The 15,619-nt window shown below is 45.3% G+C and carries 13 protein-coding genes; 8 read left to right on the forward strand and 5 right to left on the reverse strand.

All coding sequences use genetic code 11. From position 1 onward, the window contains the following. Positions 1 to 88: 88 nt before the first annotated feature. A complete protein-coding gene (locus tag KUA46_RS04705) occupies positions 89 to 1,279 on the reverse strand; it encodes an ATP-binding protein (RefSeq protein WP_022121990.1) in 1,191 nt (396 codons plus the stop codon). A gap of 168 nt (positions 1,280 to 1,447) precedes the next feature. On the opposite strand from KUA46_RS04705, the gene KUA46_RS04710 reads away from it, so the two are divergent. Together KUA46_RS04710 and KUA46_RS04715 are read left to right on the forward strand one after the other, a co-directional pair. Then, the gene (locus tag KUA46_RS04710) at positions 1,448 to 2,608 is read left to right on the forward strand and encodes a hypothetical protein (RefSeq protein ID WP_218486526.1); all 1,161 of its coding nucleotides are present in this window, start codon (positions 1,448 to 1,450) and stop codon (positions 2,606 to 2,608) included. A gap of 200 nt (positions 2,609 to 2,808) precedes the next feature. Further along, a complete protein-coding gene (locus KUA46_RS04715; RefSeq protein WP_218486527.1) occupies positions 2,809 to 4,101 on the forward strand; it encodes a serpin family protein in 1,293 nt (430 codons plus the stop codon). Positions 4,102 to 4,199: 98 nt separating this feature from the next. Here the strand turns inward: KUA46_RS04715 and ligA are convergent, their stop codons facing one another. The 3 genes from ligA to KUA46_RS04730 all read right to left on the reverse strand — a co-directional run bounded on the left by ligA (position 4,200) and on the right by KUA46_RS04730 (position 8,285). Next, the gene (ligA, locus tag KUA46_RS04720) at positions 4,200 to 6,170 is read right to left on the reverse strand and encodes an NAD-dependent DNA ligase LigA (RefSeq protein WP_218486528.1); all 1,971 of its coding nucleotides are present in this window, start codon (positions 6,168 to 6,170) and stop codon (positions 4,200 to 4,202) included. Positions 6,171 to 6,222: 52 nt separating this feature from the next. Further along, positions 6,223 to 6,753 carry a GNAT family N-acetyltransferase gene (locus KUA46_RS04725; RefSeq protein WP_006846667.1) on the reverse strand — a complete coding sequence of 177 codons (531 nt, stop codon included), beginning with the start codon at positions 6,751 to 6,753 and terminating at the stop codon, positions 6,223 to 6,225. Positions 6,754 to 6,986: 233 nt separating this feature from the next. Beyond that, positions 6,987 to 8,285 carry a CobW family GTP-binding protein gene (locus KUA46_RS04730; RefSeq protein ID WP_218486529.1) on the reverse strand — a complete coding sequence of 433 codons (1,299 nt, stop codon included), beginning with the start codon at positions 8,283 to 8,285 and terminating at the stop codon, positions 6,987 to 6,989. Between the two features lie 314 nt (positions 8,286 to 8,599). Here KUA46_RS04730 and KUA46_RS04735 point away from each other — a divergent pair, with 314 nt between their 5' ends. From KUA46_RS04735 to KUA46_RS04750, 4 genes are all read left to right on the forward strand, one after another. After that, complete coding sequence (locus KUA46_RS04735) at positions 8,600 to 9,496, forward strand: M48 family metallopeptidase (RefSeq protein ID WP_153139816.1); 897 nt, start codon at positions 8,600 to 8,602, stop codon at positions 9,494 to 9,496. Positions 9,497 to 9,588: 92 nt separating this feature from the next. Then, positions 9,589 to 10,038: an NfeD family protein gene (locus tag KUA46_RS04740; RefSeq protein WP_153139815.1), complete on the forward strand. Its 450-nt coding sequence runs from the start codon at positions 9,589 to 9,591 to the stop codon at positions 10,036 to 10,038. 48 nt (positions 10,039 to 10,086) lie between these two features. Then, positions 10,087 to 11,037: an SPFH domain-containing protein gene (locus tag KUA46_RS04745; RefSeq protein ID WP_153139813.1), complete on the forward strand. Its 951-nt coding sequence runs from the start codon at positions 10,087 to 10,089 to the stop codon at positions 11,035 to 11,037. Between the two features lie 103 nt (positions 11,038 to 11,140). Then, on the forward strand, positions 11,141 to 12,250 hold the full coding sequence (locus tag KUA46_RS04750) for a UDP-N-acetyl glucosamine 2-epimerase (protein WP_022120200.1): 1,110 nt from the start codon (positions 11,141 to 11,143) through the stop codon (positions 12,248 to 12,250). Positions 12,251 to 12,412: 162 nt separating this feature from the next. Here the strand turns inward: KUA46_RS04750 and KUA46_RS04755 are convergent, their stop codons facing one another. Further along, the gene (locus tag KUA46_RS04755) at positions 12,413 to 13,321 is read right to left on the reverse strand and encodes a hypothetical protein (RefSeq protein ID WP_256624979.1); all 909 of its coding nucleotides are present in this window, start codon (positions 13,319 to 13,321) and stop codon (positions 12,413 to 12,415) included. A gap of 148 nt (positions 13,322 to 13,469) precedes the next feature. On the opposite strand from KUA46_RS04755, the gene KUA46_RS04760 reads away from it, so the two are divergent. Beyond that, positions 13,470 to 14,246: a peptidylprolyl isomerase gene (locus KUA46_RS04760; RefSeq protein WP_218486531.1), complete on the forward strand. Its 777-nt coding sequence runs from the start codon at positions 13,470 to 13,472 to the stop codon at positions 14,244 to 14,246. A gap of 89 nt (positions 14,247 to 14,335) precedes the next feature. Continuing rightward, positions 14,336 to 15,550: an L-serine ammonia-lyase gene (locus KUA46_RS04765; RefSeq protein WP_218486532.1), complete on the forward strand. Its 1,215-nt coding sequence runs from the start codon at positions 14,336 to 14,338 to the stop codon at positions 15,548 to 15,550. The last annotated feature ends 69 nt before the right edge of the window (positions 15,551 to 15,619 follow it).

The raw sequence follows: 15,619 nt of genomic DNA on the forward strand, positions 1-15,619 counted from the left end.
GAGTGTTGAGTTAGGCTTGCGCCCTTATGTGTCTTCATGCTGATGCCGTTAGGCAATTCAACATTCAACACTCCACATTCAACATTCCCTAATATAGGAAACCCAGAAGCCATAACGGAATCCTGTTGTCCTTGCCTACCTCGGTATTGTATCGGGCGTAGATGATGTCGGGATTGTTGCGCACCTTGTTTGGAGATTGCGCATCGCAGATTCTGAACTTCTTCTCACCATCTACAATGAAGTAGTGGTCCTTGCCGGTCTGGCTTACCTTGTGGTCTTTCCAGACCGAGTTGACGAAGAATGTTTCCATCACCTCCTGCTTGTCTATCTTGATAGGATAGATGGCGTACATCAGGTTGGTGTTGTGCATCATCACCTTGGATGGTTTCTTTGGGAACTCCTGCCCGGTAGGGTAAATCATGTTGATGAGTCGCGCATCAGCAAGATACTTGATGTAGTTCATTACCGTAGCTCTGCTGGTGTTGATCTCTTCGGCAAGCTGGCTCACGTTGGGAGCCTTGGCACCTTCTACAGCTAGCTGATAGAAGAGCCGCTTGATCTTGGTGAGATATTTCAGTTCGATTTGCTTGATGAGGAGGATGTCTACCTCGGTCGTCATGTTCATTGTCTTTAGTAGATTCTCTGTGAAGTTGCGGTTCTCCAGGAAGAATGGATAGAATCCATGGTGCAAGTAGTCCTGAAAGTACTTCATCGGGCTCACCTTAGGCAGTATCTGCTTGATGATGTGCTCGTGATTACGCAAGATTTCATCGAGTGTATATGGCTTGAAACTGTTGCCAGTCTGCAGGTTGATAAACTCTCTGAAAGAGAAGCCTCGCAAATTATAGCTTTTCACGATTCCATTGAGCTCAGGATTCTCTTCCTTCAGTCTCATCACGCTGGAACCTGTGAACACGATTCTTAACTCTGGATAGAGGTCGTAGCATTTGCGCAGTTCCTTGCTCCAGTCCGACTGCTTGAAGACCTGGTCGATGAGAAGGGTTCTGCCGCCGTGACGAACAAAGTCACCTGCAAAATCTGCGATTCCTCTGCTTTGAAAATAGAAATTGTTCATATTCACATACAGGCACTTGCGGTCAGTAGGGCCAAAGTGCTCCTTGGCATATTGAAGGAGGAATGTAGACTTTCCTACACCGCGTGTTCCCTTTATGCCAATCAAACGGTCGCTCCAGTCGATTTCGTCCATCAGAGTGCGTCTTACTGGTGCGTCCGTATGCTCTACGAGGTATGTATGTGTTCTGAAGAATGCTTCTTCCATGAGTTTATATCGTTTCTAATTGTTTTTACGATGCAAAGGTAATTAAATATTTCTAATTTGCAAACTCTAGATAGCAAAAAGTAACTTTTTTTTCATTATTTAGCACTTGTCTAAGTAAAAATGGGGATTTTCTGCCCTTTTTCGCACTTTTCTTTATATCTTTGCACCATGAAGTTACATATTTTCAATCCAGAACATGATTTGGCTTTGGCTGCAAATCTGAAACAGTTCACCGCGCCTCATGCGGGTAGACAACTTAGAAGTGATCTTGCTTTCATTCCGGCTCTTTGGGCGGAAGAGGGCGACCTCGTACTTGTGGATGATATTGATTTTGCGAAGAACAGGGTGCGCCATTTTGGGGCTGAGCTGAACAGCAAGGTTGAGTTCATCACCAAGCCTCAGCTGAAGCATCTGCTCAAGACTGAATTTCTGGACAGTGTTCATCCCTGGGGATGGAACCTGTCGCTGAAAGGTGAGTTGGAGCGTTTGGGAATGCCGGAGATTATGTTGCCGACTGATGCTGTATTAAATAAGGTACGCGAGGTGAGCAGCAGGCAATGGGCTGCCCTTCATCTGCAGCGTGGCGTGGAATATGTTACTGAGACGGCTCGCGTCAAAGAACTCATTCTCCAGCACGGCAAAGCTGTTGTCAAGGCTCCCTGGAGCAGTAGTGGGAGGGGAGTGAAATATGTGAGTGCTGAGGACTTCAGAACAGCCGGAGATTATCCTACCTTCGAAAGATGGGTGGCAAACATGATTTATCATCAGGGCGGCGTAACCGTAGAACCCCTATATAATAAGGTGAGAGATTTCGCCATGGAGTTTGAAATGAAAGATGGCAAGGTGCTCTATCGCGGTCTTTCGCTATTCGATACGATCAAGAATGCCTATTCGGGCAATGTGCTCTGCTCTGAAGATGATAAGGTGGAAATGATGAAACCGCTCATTAGCGAGGCGCAGCTTGCCGGAATCAGACAGCGCATCATCGAGGTAATGGAGCCGGCGCTGAAGGATATTTACAGTGGTCCGTTTGGAGTAGACATGATGATCTGCACGAAAGGGGAGAAGGAGGAATTCTGCGAGGCTGTGCTGAATCAGGAAGGTGAGGACGTAAACAGAACCGGACTGGGCGTGGTTCCTTGCATCGAAATCAATCTGCGCAGAACGATGGGTCATGTGGCAGTAGATCTATACGAACATCTTGTGGCTCATTCGAGCGATGAGATGAAGACCAACAGGACGAACATCATGCGCGTGGAATATGATGGAAACAGATATCATCTCAGAATAAAGCCTGGCAGACCTTCGGAAGAGGCACCGCTGCATTGATTTTTTTTGTAAAGAACATAGATGTTTTTGTTAAGAAATAGTAAAATCGGCTTTCCCCGTGCAAGGATTAGCCGATTTTTCATTTTATCTTCAGAACTCACGATTCAGATTCCGATTCGGAAACTGCCTTTTAAAGAGGAACTGTCCCTTTGGGTTCAGGAGCGTTGAGTCATTAAAATGAACCAATAAATTAGAGAAATATGAACAAGAAAGTATTTAGTGCAGCTATTTTAGCTTCAGCTGCAATGGCAATGACTTCTTGCAGCTCAAGCAAGAATGCACAGAATGAGAACGCAACAAAAGCTGAGAAGATAACAGAGGCAGAGGCTGCCCGTCCGTCGGCAGATGAGGAAATGGACGAGGGTTATCTTGTCCTTTCAGAGGCTCAGCAGAACATCGTGAAGAAGAATAATGATTTCGCTTTCAAACTCTATCAGCAGATTAGCGGCATGGATTCTGAGGTGGTTTCGCCAATGAGCATCGCCTATCTGATGGGAATGCTTGCGAATGGTGCCGACGGCAAGACTCAGCAGGAGATTCTGAAGGCAATCGGTTGCGAGGGCGTAAGCGTAAAGGAACTCAACGACTGTTATAAGGCGCTGATGCTTTCGGCTGGCAAGCTCGACAAGCAGACAACCGTAAATATAGCCAACTTTATCGCTATCAACAAGAATTTCACATTGAACAGCGATTTCGCTCGTACCGTAGCCGATTCTTATCAGGCTGGTGTTGAGAGCATGGACTTTACCAATTCTAAATCTGCCACTCGCATTAATGACTGGTGCAAGAAGCAGACTAAAGGAATGATTCCTAGCATCATCGACCAGGTAGACCCTACAGCCGTTTCTTACCTCCTGAATGCTATTTATTTTAATGGAATCTGGCAGGAGAAGTTTGATGCGAAGAATACCCGCCTCGAGAACTTCAGCGGTTACACCCGCGATATTAAGAAGGTGAACATGATGCACCAGAACAAGAAGTTTGCCTATACTGAAAATGATATGTTGCAGGCTGTAGAGCTGCCATACGGAAATGGAAGTTATCAGATGACCGTTCTTCTTCCTAAGGCTGGCAAGAGCATCAGCGAGGTGATGAAGGAGATGGATGCTGATAAACTTCAGAAGTTGAGTAATGACATGGACCGTTGCCAGGTAGATTTAAAATTCCCTAAGTTTACCACAGAGATGGATTTGTCGCTCAACCAGATTATCAGTAAATTGGGCGCTCCAAGCATCTTCCAGCCAGGCACGGCAGATTTCAGCCGTTTTGCCAATGGCAACTTCTACGTATCGAAGATGTTGCAGAAGGCAAAGATTGAGGTAAGCGAGCGTGGAACCAAGGCTGCTGCCGTAACAGCGGCTGTGATGCTGACCTCACTGGGTCCTCAGGAGTTGAAGCGTGTAGAATTTCATGCCAACCGCCCATTCGTTTATTTCATTACTGAACGTAATAGTGGCGCCATTCTCTTCATGGGTCAGTTCCTGGGAGAATAATAACAGAGAATTTGCAGGTTCTTAAAACTAGAAAAGCGAAAGCCAAGTCCGTAATCAGGAATCTGGCTTTCGCTTTTTATTTCGCTTAATAAACTTGTTTACTCCTGAAATTTTTCAATGAACTCATCCTCAGTAATGATTGGAATATTGAGTTCATGTGCTTTCTTGTTCTTCGAACTCTGCGAAGCTGCATCGTTGTTTATCAGGAAGTTAGTACTCTTGCTCACGCTTCCCGTAACCTTGCCGCCCTGGCTTTCAATATAAGCCTTCAGCTCGTTGCGGTTCTTGTAATGATGCACATCTCCGGTTACGACGAAAGTCAGTCCCTGGCATTTATTTCCCGTTTCTACAGGCTCCTGCTCCTCGATAATCAGCTCGGACAGCAGATGCTGCACATGCTGGAAATGAACATCATCCTTGAACCAGGCGATAAACTTGGCACTCTTTTCAGGTCCAATACCATCAATGCTTGCAAACTCATCATCGAACATGCTCAGACGCGCCGTTTCTATCAGTTCCTTTACCTTGTAACGGCTGAGCAGTTTTTTAGCCACATCGCCGCCGCAGAGCGGAATATTCAAGGCGTAGAGCAGATGACGGCCGTCAGTATGGCGGCTCTTCTCTACACTCTCCAGAAGATTGCTTACGCTCTTCTTGCCAAATCCTTCGAAACAGGAAATCTCGAACGCATAATTCTTCAGTTTGTAGAAATCAGCATATTCCCTGATAAAACCATGATTGATGAATTTCCAGACAGTCTGTTCTGAGATTCCGTCAATATTGATTCCTTCCTTGCTGACGAAGCGGGCAAATTTCTTAAGTTGTTTGGCTGGGCAGGCTGCATTGGTGCAATGGAGAGTCTTGGTGCCGCTCTCGCTCTCGCGCACTACGGCTGGCGCATGGCAGACCGGACATTCGTTGGGAATGACAAAACTCCCCACAACCTCTGTAATATTGATTACCTTTGGGATAATCTTATTGGCCTTGATGACCTGTAGTCTGGTTCCCTTGTCGCCAATGCCCAGACGCTCGCATTCGCTTACATTGCAGAGCGAGGCACGCTGCACGGTGGTTCCTTCAAGTTCTACCGGTTTGAAAACAGCTACAGGCGTGATGGTGCTGGCTGCGCACGACCATTCGATGTGGTCGAGTACGGTGTCAGCATGTTCATCTTGCCATTTAAAGGCAAATCCTGCCCTCGTAGCGTGGTGGCCTGTAACCGAACCGGTAGCTGCATAAGCCGTATCATCGTAGCAAATCACCAGTCCGTCTACCGGGAAAGGATTCTTCTTGCTTGTCACCTTCTCCGTAAACTTGTCTATTTCCAGCTGGATGTTTTCTGTGGTAGGGTGGTCAATACGCTCACGTTCTACAGGATTCATTCCCAGGTCTTTCAGCATCTGCATGCGTTCTCCCCATGAGGTAAGATTCCGCTCAGTATAAACCAAGGTGAACGGAATCCACTGGATGTGGCGCTGCTTCACCTCTTCAATATCCTTCAGCGTGAGTGAGCCTGAAGCGAGGTTTCGTGGATTGGCGTAATCGCCTTCGCTTTCGATGATAAACTGTTCGAAATCAGCATAGGAAATCACGGCTTCTCCTCTTACTACAAGATGTCCTTTCTCTGAAATGGTAGCAGGAATGCCTGAAATGGCTGGAGCCAAGTGGGTAATGTTTGTGCCGATGTGTCCGTTACCGCGGGTAACGATTTTGGCGAGTTTTCCGCCGTCATAGGTTACTACGAGGGTCAGTCCGTCCAGTTTCCATGAAATCCAGATAGGGCGGTCTTCAGCCCATTTTACAAGATCACTTACCTGTTTGGTCTTTGCCAGAGAGAGAGCGGCAAATTCATGCTCCTCTTTCTTTCCTACGATAGAATCTTCTGACACGCGATTAGTAGGGGAGTCAGGCAGAATTTCGCCTGTTTCCTCTTCCAATCTCTTGAGCTGGTCGAAAAGGGCGTCCCACTCATAGTCGGTCATGAGTTCGCCTTTTCCGTTATAATAACTATCTGAAGCTTGGTTGAGTCTTTCAACCAAGCTCTTCATCTGCAATAGTTTCTCTTCCATAATGAATGTTTGAGGATGTTTATCAAATGTTGTGTTTTTCGATGGCCAGAAATTATTCTGCAGGTTCCATGGCTATGGAGAGTTTTTCAAAGGCGAAACGCTGACCTCTGTTTCCTCCATAGTTTACACGTCCGCAGATGCAGAAACCCATCGAAGACAGAAGGTTAATCATCGGCGTATTGTCAAAGTTGGTGTCAACCTTGATGCTAGGTATTTTTTCTACCTCGCACATGCTGTTCACCTTACTGATGAAAATACGCGCCAAACCTTCACGCTGGAAACTAGGCAACGTGGCAAAGCGATGTATTACATAATAATCGCCATCAGTAATCCAGTTGCCTACTAATTTCTTATATTTGGGTTCACCATTCAATATGACTGCTCCATAGACAACCACCTCTTCGTTTACTGTCAGAACGAAGGCGTTGCCATTTTCTATGTCTTTTCTGATGTCTTTTTCTGATGGATATTCCTCAGTCCATTGGTGACGTCCCGATTCTATCATACTTTGGCGAGCCTGGTCGATGACTTTCCAGCAAGCAGCAAAGTCCTTTATATACGCCGGTCTGAAGTTTGTCTTCATATTTTAATTACGCTTTTATTATTCGGGTGCAAAATTAACAAAAAAAAACGAATTAAACTAAAAAACGGAGGAAAAACTTCACTTTTTTGTTCGTTTTCCTCCGTTTTTCTTGTTTCCTGCTCATTTTGAGCTATTTTTCCTTTGCTTTTTGCTAAGAACTGGGCAGAATAGATTCTGCAATATTTGTTCTGCAGATAGACTTCTGTTCTGCTTGTCTACTTCTTTAATCTGTTTTATGCCAGACATTTGTCGAGCTCAGCAATGATAGCATCTTTCTGTTCCTTGATATGCTGACCGATGAATACGATTTTTATCATGCGGTCGCCCAATTCCTGATCCCATTCCTTCTGCAGCTGTGGGTTATTCATCAAGACCTGGGCGAGTTCGTCTTTCGGCATGGTAGCCAACCATTGGCCAGCCTGCTTTACAGTCTTCTGCTTGCCAGCCTGTTCGAACACGTAGCACATGTCGCGCTCATCATCGAAATAGCAGATTCCCTTGGCGCGAACCACGTCTCTAGGCCATTTTCTTGCTACGAAATCATCGAAGAGACCCAGGTCGAAAGGCTTGCGACGATAGTAAACGAAGGTGCCGATTCCGTATTCCTCAACTTCTCCGCCTTCATGATCATGATCATGGTCATGATCGTGATGATGGTGATGATGATGATGTTCATGCTCATCGTGGTCATGGTCATCGTGGTCATGGTGATGATGCTCATGTTCGTCTTCCTCGTCATGATCGTGGTGATGATGTTCATGTTCATCATCATCATCATCTTCATGCTCTTCGTTTCTTTCTGATTCAATTTCCTGAATCCAACCGGCTGAAGTGGATACGGTTTCCCAATCAAACTTCTTGGTGTTGACGATCAGATTCAAGTCAACGTCACCATAGTTGCATTCAAAGATTTCTGCCTTAGGCTGGATGGCACGGATAATCTGCTTCAGGTGCTCCAGTTCCTTAGGCTCAACCTCAGCAGCCTTGTTCAGAAGAATGATGTTGCAGAACTCAATCTGCTGGATGACGAGCGAAGCCAAATCTTCCTCATCCATATTCTTCTTCATCAGGTCGCTGCCGTTGGAGAATTCATCCTTCATGCGCAAAGCATCTACTACGGTAACGATGCTGTCAAGGCGCAGAATGCCATTCTCGATGTACTGAGGACCGAGGGATGGGATAGAGCAGATGGTCTGTGCAATAGGAGCAGGCTCGCAGATTCCGGAAGCCTCGATGACAATGTAATCGAAACGCTTCATGTCTACGATTTCCTTGAGCTGTTCTACCAGGTCCATCTTCAATGTGCAGCAGATGCAACCATTCTGGAGAGAAACAAGCGAATCATCTTTCTGACCTACTACGCCACCTTTTTCTATCAGGGCTGCATCAATATTGACTTCACCAATATCGTTGACAATGACGGCAAACTTAATACCTTTTTCGTTAGCTAAAATCTTGTTGAGAAGGGTTGTCTTTCCACTACCCAGGTAGCCTGTCAAGAGCAATACAGGCACTTCCTTCTTTGCATTCATATTAAAATATTTTAATGTTATACTTCTTAAACCCAGTCTGCTGATAATGCTGCTTTCTCGGGCAGCTGTCATCTGGCAGTCTGACGGTTTTGCGAAACTGCAAAGATTGTGCCACACCTTATTTTTTTGCCATCTTTTTTTCGTACACCCCTTTTTTGTCAGTTATCTTGTGTTATTTTTAGGTTATATTTCATGTTTTTCTCATTTTTCTTTGGTGGTTTCAACTAGAAATAGTATATTTGCAGAGAAAATGTGTTTCAAACAGCACATAAACTTAATGAATAAACATATTTTATATACATAAGTAAGTTAAGATGAAAAAGTTTAAGGTTTTAGTTTTGACGGTTGTGGCAGCTCTTGCGCTGTCATCTTGCGGCACTACTCAGACGGTGCCTCTGACCGGTCGCACTCATCGCATCTCTGTATCCGATGAGCAGGTACTCAGTCTGTCTAATCAGGAATACACAAAGTACATGGCTTCTGCCAAGAAGTCGACCAATGCAGCCAATACGGCTATGGTTCAGCGGGTAGGAAAAAGACTTGCCAATGCTGTTGAACTCTATTTGAAGCAGAATGGATTTGAAGCCGACGTGAAGAATTATTCATGGGAATTCAACCTGGTACAAGATAAGTCTGCCAATGCATTCTGTATGCCTGGCGGTAAAATCGTGGTTTATGAAGGACTTTTGCCTTACACTCAGAATGAAACCGGTTTGGCAATCGTTTTGGGTCACGAAATAGCTCATGCTGTGGCTAAACATAGTGCTGAGCAGCTCACCAAACAGCAGAATCAGCAAACCGGTACAAGTATCCTGGGAACTGTGTTGAACCAGACAGTAGGTAATGGTGTAGGAAATGTGGCAAGTGCAGTTGCCGGACAGTATTTCTCATTCCGCAATCTGAAGTATTCCCGTGATAATGAAACCGAGGCAGATTACATGGGGCTTATCTTCGCTGCCATGGCTGGTTACGATCCTCAGCAGGCCATTCCTTTCTGGAAGAGAATGTCACAGGGCTCTAGCAGCAATCAGAGTGATATTTTCAGTGATCACCCTTCAGACGCCAAGCGTATTGCAGCCTTGCAGAAGGAAATGCCTACTGCGCTGAAGTATTATAAACCTCAGACAACTTATAAGGTAGGTTCTACGAGCAAGACTTCTACAACCAAGAAGACCAGTAGAAAAAAGAAGACTACAACCCGCAGAAAATAAGGAATTTTCCGAATCTCTCGAATCTGAAGAAATGAATTCATCTTCTCTTTCGAATCTCTCGAATCTGAAGAATCAAATTAAAATAGTTAAGTATGGAGTATTTATCTCATAACCTTTGGCTGGTATGGACGTCGGTGATGTTCATCTGCCTCATCTTAGAGTTGTCTTCCGGCGATTTCTATGTTACTTGTTTTGCCATTGGTGCGCTCATCAGCATTCCTGTGGCATTAGTAGGAGCACCTTTCTGGGTGCAGGTAGTGGTTTGGGCTATCTGCTCTATGCTTAGCATCTGGCTGGTTCGTCCGCATCTGCTGAAATCGCTACACAAGGGTGGGGAAGACCGCCGCAGTAACGCCGATGCGCTGGCAGGACAGATTGGGGAAGTAACCGAGATGATTCCTGCCGGAGGATATGGTAGAGTGAAGCTGGATGGAGATGATTGGAAAGCGGAAGCTCCGCATCTTGCCGAACCGCTTGCTGTGGGCGATAAGGTTCGAATCTTAGGTCACGAATCCATCATCCTCAAGGTAGAAAAAGCTTAGATAGGAAAAATTTAGATTCAACATTATTCACTTAATCGTATAAACATCATGAACATAGGAATTTATGTGCTGGTGGCTCTAGTAGTACTTGCACTCGTAGTGGTTAAGAAAACCATCGTCATCATCCCTCAGAGTGAGACGAAAATCATAGAGCGTCTCGGACGATATTTTGCTACGCTCAAGCCGGGTATTAATGTCATCATTCCTTTCATTGACCATGCCAAGGATATTGTGGCGATGAGAAACGGAAGATACCTTTATACAAACAGCATCGACCTTCGTGAACAGGTCTACGATTTCGACCGTCAGAACGTAATCACTAAGGATAATATCCAGATGCAGATAAATGCGTTGCTCTATTTCCAGATTGTGGACCCATTCAAGAGTGTGTATGAAATCAACAATCTGCCAAATGCCATAGAGAAACTGACCCAAACCACCTTGCGTAATATAATAGGTGAGATGGAACTTGACCAGACTCTTACCTCCCGCGATACGATTAACACCAAACTCCGTGCAGTTTTGGATGATGCAACCAATAAGTGGGGAATCAAGGTAAACCGAGTAGAGTTGCAGGATATTACACCTCCTGAGAGTGTGCTCCAGGCCATGGAAAAGCAGATGCAAGCAGAACGCAACAAGCGTGCTACCATCCTGACTTCTGAAGGTGAGAAGGAAAAGCAGCGCCTGCTCTCAGAAGGTGAGAAGGCTGCCATCGTGAACAAGGCTGAGGCTGCCAAACAGCAGGCTATCCTGAATGCAGAAGGTGAGGCTACTGCCCGCATCCGTAAGGCTGAGGCCGAGGCTATTGCCATTCAGAAGATTACGGAAGCTGTAGGACAGAGTACGAATCCAGCCAACTATCTCCTGGCCCAGAAATACATCAGCATGATGCAGGAAGTAGCACAGGGTAAGGATAATAAGGTGGTTTATCTGCCATACGAGGCAACCAATCTCTTGGGTTCTATTGGAGGAATCAAAGACCTTTTCAAGGGATAAAGACCTCTGAGTCAATGGATAATGCCTTTTGACTCAAGAAATAAAGCACTCTGACATCAGTAAACTGTAACTTCAGTAAGTAAAAATATAAAACAGGATAAAAATGAAGAAAATCTGTATCGTTGCAGGCGCAAGACCTAACTTTATCAAGGTTGCGCCCGTAATTAGAGCAATTCGTAATGCTCAGGAAGCTGGTAACGAAATCAGCTATCAGTTGGTTTACACAGGAAAAGAGGATGATCCGACTTTGGAATCTTCTCTTTTCGATGACTTAGGCATTCAGAAACCGGATGCTTATCTCGGCGTAGACTGTCCAAACATGAACGAACTTACCGGACAGGTGATGGGTCAGTTTGAGCGCTATCTGCAGCAGAATGCTACAGATGTTGTCATTGTGGTTGATGATCTGGCTTCAACCATGGCTGTGGCTATTGTTACCAAGAAGCAGGGTGTGCAGCTTGCTCATATTGCAGCCGGAACCCGTAGTTTTGACATTACCATGCCAAAGGAAATCAACCGTCTGGTGATTGATGGCTTGTCAGATATTCTCTTTACCGCTGGCATTTCAAACAACAGCATCGCCAACAAGGAAGGTGCAGAATTGTCTAAGGTTTATATGGTAGGAAATGTGCTTATCGACAACATCCGCTTCCTTCAGTCTAAAATGCAGCGTCCGGAAGTCATGGACGAGTTTCATCTGAAAGAAGGTGAATATATGGTTCTGACCTTGAACCGCAAGGCCATCGTCAATAACATTGATGAGATGAAATCGCTCATTTCTGTCATAGATGAAGAGGCGCGCCAGGCTGGAGTGAAGGTAATTGCTCCGCTTCGAGGCAAAGCCTTGGGCTTCGTGCTCGCATTCAAGGCTTATCAGGAAGAGAGTAATCATCAGAGTGGAATCCAGGTGGTTCAGCCGCTCGATTATCTGTCGTTTGCTTATCTTACAGCTCACGCAAAAGGTGTGATTACCGATTCCGGTAATGTGGCTGAAGAAGCTACCTTCAATGGGGTTCCTTGCATTACGCTCAACAGCTATACTGAGCATATTGAAACCGTAAAGGTGGGTACAAACGAATTGGTTGCTGAAGATCCGGAGTTACTGAAGCAATCTATGCAGAAACTTCTGAAGGGTGAATGGAAGAAAGCGGGCATTCCTGACAGATGGGATGGCCGCTCAGCAGAAAGAATAGTCCAGATTCTCGCTGAATAGAATCTAAACTCATAGGTATAATCTCATGGAGAGAGATAATTCTATGTAAACTGATTCTTTTCAGAATAAACTTAGAGGTTCACTTCAATATGATTATATTGAAAAGTGAACCTCTTTCTTTTTATGCTTTATCTTTTTCTTAAGTTAAAACCATCCTTTTCCTTAATCCTTTTCAGGCGCCTTTGGCACAGGATAGTCGTATTGCTTGAAATAGGACGGCGTCTTATTATCATACCATACTCCTTCTACGTTTAAGCCGATAGAGAAAGTCTTTTTGGAATTAGTGTATCTTACGCCGGCTCCTAAAACGTTGGCGCCAGGTACTCCAATTCCGTAACCACCCGGCATGATTCCTCTGCCCATTCCCCAAGGATACATTCCGTAGCCCCAAGGCGAATAGCCGTATGGACCATAGCTATAACCGCCATAACGGCCGTAGAGAGAATTGTAATTGTTGGCAACACTAAGCTGACCGTAAACGTAAGCCTCCCAATGCTCATTAAACTGGTAGCCCAGAATGCCGTAGACTCCACCGTCATGATAACTGTCTCCACCATAGTTTACGTTGTTGATATAAGTGCCCAGAGCCAACCAGAGTTTGTTGTCTTTGGTGAGTGGCGTTAGGTAGGTTGCATCGATCGTCTGAGTGAAACCACCTCTGTGAGGCACATTCTTGCCGAATGTGGCAAAGGCAGAAAGATCTACCGAGAGATTCAATCCCTTGTGCAGCCCCCAGCCATAGCCTAACGGATAACTCAAACTGTTGGTAAGGTTGGAGATGGGATTATTATAATAGGTGCTGTCTAGCGAAGCATCACCCAGCAATCCGTTTTTGCCGAGAGTTTCTTTCTTATCAGATAGTCGGGCAGGAGTCATATATGCATTCTTCACCGGTTTTCCCTGATAAATCATAGGTTTTCCTGCCTGGTAAACCGTATCGCCAGGCAGCAACCATTCTTCGCGCGGACTGTCCGGACTGTGCAATGGTCCGAAGCTTACCTGTTGCTGTGCACTTGCTTCTGTAGTGAGGAAAGTGCAAAAAGCGATGATAATATATATTTTTTTCTTCATAATTGATTGCATTTTCTGTCTTCTGGTGCAAAGATATGAAGAATGTATGAAACAAAGGAACTTTTCCCGCATAAAAAATCAATTTTTTAGAATAAAATCATTATCTTTGCATCCGATAACATAAATAGATGTAAAATTATACAAAAATATGAAGAAGATCATCAGATTATTGACACTCGCTCTTCTTACGGTGCCTGTTACGACATTCGCTCAGAGTGAAGGCAATCAGAACACATCAGAACCAGCCGGAAAAGTTGTGGCGTCTAAGCCCGATTCTCTGCTCGACTGGGAAACACCGCACGATCCAACCTGCCCTCAGGTGTTGCTGGAAACTACGATGGGCAACATTCTCGTGGCTCTCTACAACGATACTCCCAAGCATCGGGATAATTTCCTGAAACTTGTCAATTCGGGCTATTATGACGGTTGCATCTTTCAGCGTGTCATCAAGAATTTCATGATTCAGGGTGGCGATTATTCATGCAGAAAGGTGAACATGGAAAAGCCGCAGAAGTTTGATGTAAACTATACGGTTCCGGCAGAAATCATCTATCCTAAATATTATCATAAGCGCGGACAGCTCTGTGCTGCTCGCGAAGGAGATGATGAAAATCCGACCAAAGCTTCGGCGTCTACTGATTTCTACATCACCTGGGGCAGAAATTTTTCTCCACGGCAGATGGAATATTATGTAGAAAAACTGAAACGGGACGGCAAGTATTACGCCATTCCTTCAGAACAGTTGCAGAAGGGCTACATCAAGCATGGTGGTGTTCCTCACCTTGACAACGGCTACACTGTATTCGGAGAGGTGCTTGAAGGCATGGATGTGATTGATAAGATTCAGAATGTGGCTACCGATAAGGCGAACAACGACAGACCTCTCACGGATGTCATCATCCTGAAAGCCAAGCAGGTGAAGTAACTTTCGGATGGTAAACTGAAGAAATAAGTAACTGAGCCCATTAAAAGGGAAAAATCGATAAGTAAAATTATTAAATACGAGAGAAAAGTATGAAATCATTAAAGGAATTATATAGAATAGGTAAGGGACCATCGAGCAGTCATACGATGGGGCCTCAGCGTGCTGCCAAACTTTTTCTGGAGCGTTGCCCTAACGCTTCTTATTATGAAGTAACCCTCTATGGCAGTCTGGCTGCTACAGGTAAGGGACACATGACTGATGTGGCAATAGAAGAAGTGCTCAAACCTCATAAAACTGTGAATATTATCTGGCAGCCACAGACTTTCCTGCCTTATCATCCCAACGGAATGAAATTCGTGGGCAAGGATCTGAACGGCGATATTATTGAAGAATGGACCGTTTACAGTATTGGTGGTGGAGCCATATCAGATGGTACTGCCGGCAACGAAGAGCTGGGCGCCAAGGATGTTTATGATCTGAACAAGCTCGCCGACATCAAGCAATGGTGCTATGATAACGGACGCTCATTCTGGGAGTATGTTGAGAAATGCGAATCGGAAGATATCTGGGATTATCTCGATATGGTTTGGCAAACGATGAAGCAGAGCATCAGGAATGGTTTGGACCATGAAGGTGTTTTGCCTGGTCCGCTGAAGCTACAGCGTAAGGCTGCTACCTATTATATAAAGGCGAAGGGTTACCGTGCTTCCCTGCAGAGCCGCGGCTTGGTTTATGCTTATGCGCTGGCTGTGAGCGAAGAGAATGCTTCGGGTGGCACCATCGTTACAGCTCCTACCTGTGGCGCCTGTGGTGTATTGCCAGCAGTACTCTACCACATGTTTACTTCTCATGATATGAGTGAACAGCGCATCTTGAGAGCCTTGGCTACAGCCGGATTGGTGGGCAACATCGTAAAGCATAATGCTTCTATCAGTGGTGCTGATGTAGGTTGCCAGGGCGAGGTAGGTGTTGCCTGCGCCATGGCTTCGGCTGCAGCCTGTCAGCTTTTCGGAGGCAGTCCGGCTCAGGTAGAATATGCTGCCGAAATGGGATTGGAGCATCATCTCGGAATGACCTGCGACCCGGTTTGCGGACTGGTTCAGATTCCTTGCATCGAGCGAAATGCCTTTGCTGCCGCCCGAGCTTTGGATGCAGACCTCTACGCTTCCTTCTCAGATGGCCATCATACCGTATCTTTCGACCGTGTAGTTGAAGTAATGCGACAGACGGGTCATGACCTACCTTCGCTTTATAAGGAAACAAGCGAAGGCGGTTTGGCAAAGGGATTTCCAAGAGATATTTAATCATAAAATGCTTCGCTGAATCATAAAATGTTTTTCAGCTATTTTATTCTGTTTGGTAAGAGGGCTTTT

It is taken from the genome of Segatella copri, assembly GCF_019249765.2.
Classification (GTDB): domain Bacteria; phylum Bacteroidota; class Bacteroidia; order Bacteroidales; family Bacteroidaceae; genus Prevotella; species Prevotella copri_K.